Source organism: Ferruginibacter sp. (assembly GCF_014377975.1).
Classification (GTDB): Bacteria; Bacteroidota; Bacteroidia; order Chitinophagales; family Chitinophagaceae; genus Ferruginibacter.
On the sequence record NZ_JACMOO010000189.1, the window covers coordinates 1 to 3,009 of the forward strand.

Below are 3,009 nucleotides of genomic sequence, written 5' to 3' on the forward strand. Positions count from 1 at the left end.
ATAGGATCCTTCTCTTACCTGCCGCTGCATAATTCTATCTGTATCTTCATCAAAACCTTCATCTTCCTGGTCCTTATCACGCCACCAGAGCGAACCGCTGAATACGCCCACTTTAAAAAACTCATTAGGATAATTCCAAACAATATCCAAAGCACACAGGCCCCCAAGAGAGAACCCAGCAAAAGATTTTTCTTTAAATGAAATGATGTTGTAAGTTGTTCTAATAAATGGAATCAGTTCTTCCATTACAAATTTTGTGTACAATGCTGCTTTGGCACCACGACCTTTGTAATCTAATATATTGGCAGTACCATATTCATTTTTTCTATCTGAAGAACAGTGAATGCCAACACAAAATACAGGTTCCATATTACCGCTACTGTACACTTTTTCTAAAATATTTTCAAACTGCATAGTTCTTAAATCCTGTCCGTCATTAATAAGCAACAGGCTTATCAGCGAATGATTAAAATAATCTTCTGAATAATAACAGTCAACAATCACTTCTCTTTTAAGAAATACGGAGTAAACAATATAATTATGTGTAATAATATCTGTAATATTTTGGATAAGCATAAACATCAAAACTAACGAAACCAAATTAAACATAACATGACCCAGCTCACAAAAACATAATTTGTTTTTATGAACCGTAAAAAATATATTTGATAACTATAACTACACGCTCAACTTTATTTAACCACAAACTTTTGTTATGAAAAAAATCGGCATTTTACACGGAAAGGAAAGAAGTTTTCCGGAAGCATTTATAGAAAGAATAAACAGTAAAAATATTGATGGAATAATGGCAGAAGCTGTGCGGATCGATAAAGTTGTACAAGGCGAAAGCAGCGGCTATGCTGTTATAATTGATAGAATTTCGCAGGATGTACCATTTTACCGTGCGTATCTTAAAAATGCCGCCTTGTGTGGTACTGCTGTAATAAACAATCCATTTTGGTGGAGCGCCGATGAAAAATTTTTTAATAATTGTTTATCCACCAAAATGGATGTACCGGTGCCTAAAACCGTCATTCTCCCTTCACACGAATTACCTACAGATACAACCGGCGAATCCTTTGCTAACCTTGCCTACCCGATGGATTGGGAAAGTATGTTTAGCTACATTGGTTTTCCGGCCTACATGAAACCCCATGCAGGCGGCGGCTGGAAAAGCGTTTATAAACTCACTGACAAAGATGATTTTTTTGCAAAGCATGCCGAAACGGAGCAACTCGTTATGATGCTGCAGGAAGAAATCATTTTTGATGAATATTACCGTTGTTATTGTATTGGCGGCAAGTACGTAAAAATTATGCCTTACGAACCACGCAATCCGCACCACCTTCGGTATGTGGCAGATTTTAAACCCGATGCGGCACGTTACAGACTAATGGAAGACATTGTTCTGCGCATTTGTAAATACCTCGGTTACGACTTTAATACGGTAGAACTCGCCATTAGAGATGGTGTGCCTTATGCAATAGATTTTTGTAACCCGGCACCAGATGCTGAACTTTCCAGTGTGGGCCAGGAAAATTTTGATTGGGTGGTAGAAGCAGCTGCAACTTTTGCCATTGAAAAAGCACAGGCACAGGTTGAGGGCGCAGATAATTTAACCTGGGGAGAGTACATCAAGCGAAGCGCAAACAAACAAACTTTATATAAATAAATAAGTGCTGTTTATTTAATTAAAACAACTAAAACTTATGGCTAGTTTATCATACAAACAATTTACACTTGGGGTGGAAGAAGAATACATGGTGTTAGACCCTTTAACCCATGAACTGAAAAGCCATGAACAAAAAATTGTGCATGAGGGGCAGAAGATTATAATGGATAAAGTAAAGGCCGAAATGCACCAGGCAGTTGTTGAGGTTGGTACAGATATTTGTGCTGATGTTGATGAGGCATTTATGGATGTATCTACATTGAGAAAAACGATCAGCAGTATTGCTGATGGAATGGGGCTTTGGGTGGGTGCAAGTGGCACACACCCATTTAGCCATTGGGAAAGCCAGCTCATTACGGAGCATGTTCGCTACAGCGAAATTGTAAATGAACTGCAGGAAGCTGCCCGCAGCAATTTGGTTTTTGGGCTTCATGTACACGTAGGCATGGAAACTCGTGAAATGGCTATTCACATAGCTAACAGTGCAAGGTATTTTTTACCACATGTTTTTGCGCTTAGTACCAACTCTCCTTTTTGGGAAGGCAGGCAAACAGGATATAAAAGTTTTCGTACAAAAGTTTTTGAAAAATTTCCCCGCACAGGTATTCCCGATCATTTTGAAAGCATTGAGGAATATGACAACTACATAAAACTGCTTGTAAAAACAAACTGTATTGATAATGCAAAAAAAATATGGTGGGATTTAAGGGTTCATCCATTTTTTAATACAGTAGAGTTTCGCATTTGCGATATACCGTTAACAGCGCAGGAAACCATTGCCATTGCTGGGTTGTTTCAGGCCATTTGTGCAAAGCTTTATAAGTTACGTGCACAAAATTTAAATTTTATGATGTATAACCGCAGGCTTATTACAGAAAATAAGTGGCGGGCCAGCAGATATGGAATAGATGGCAGCATGATAGATTTTGGGAAAGAATGTGAAGTTAACACCAGGGTTTTAATTTATGAATTATTGGATTTTGTAGATGATGTAATACCACATCTTGGCAGTGCAAACGCCATCAGCCATGTACATAAAATGCTTGAACAGGGCACCGGAGCTGACAGACAATTAAAAGTTTTTGAAGATACTAAAAGCCTTGTAAACGTTGTTGATTATATTCATGCAAGTTTTTTACCAGGATTATAAAATTAAAAAAAATAAATCCCTATATTTGCCACCCGAAAAAAAATGGCTGCGTAGCTCAACTGAATAGAGCATTTGACTACGAATCAAAAGGTTTCAGGTTTGAATCCTGACGCGGTCACACAAAACAGGACTTTTCATTTTTAACAATGGTAAGTCCTGTTTCTTTTTTAGCCAAACCCTTACTCTA

General features: G+C 37.9%; 3 protein-coding genes and 1 tRNA gene. 3 read left to right on the plus strand and 1 reads right to left on the minus strand.

The genetic code is table 11. The features are described from left to right. Nucleotides 1-576 (minus strand): esterase family protein (locus H7254_RS11045; RefSeq protein ID WP_301933020.1); only part of this gene is annotated, 576 nt, incomplete at its 3' end. A gap of 139 nt (nucleotides 577-715) precedes the next feature. Here H7254_RS11045 and H7254_RS11050 point away from each other — a divergent pair. From H7254_RS11050 to H7254_RS11060, 3 genes are all read left to right on the plus strand, one after another. Then, entirely contained in the window at nucleotides 716-1,672 is a 957-nt protein-coding gene (locus H7254_RS11050) for a RimK family alpha-L-glutamate ligase (protein ID WP_301933021.1), read from the plus strand. A gap of 37 nt (nucleotides 1,673-1,709) precedes the next feature. After that, nucleotides 1,710-2,822, plus strand: coding sequence for a carboxylate-amine ligase (locus H7254_RS11055; RefSeq protein WP_301933022.1), 1,113 nt, complete (start codon nucleotides 1,710-1,712; stop codon nucleotides 2,820-2,822). 44 nt (nucleotides 2,823-2,866) lie between these two features. Further along, nucleotides 2,867-2,940, plus strand: a tRNA-Arg gene (locus H7254_RS11060). Nucleotides 2,941-3,009: the final 69 nt, after the last annotated feature.

Bases quoted from the DNA above. Each gene is read 5' to 3' on its own strand.
- H7254_RS11050 (WP_301933021.1), top strand. From the start codon at position 716: ATGAAAAAAATCGGCATTTTACACGGAAAGGAAAGAAGTTTTCCGGAA.
- H7254_RS11055 (WP_301933022.1), top strand. From the start codon at position 1,710: ATGGCTAGTTTATCATACAAACAATTTACACTTGGGGTGGAAGAAGAA.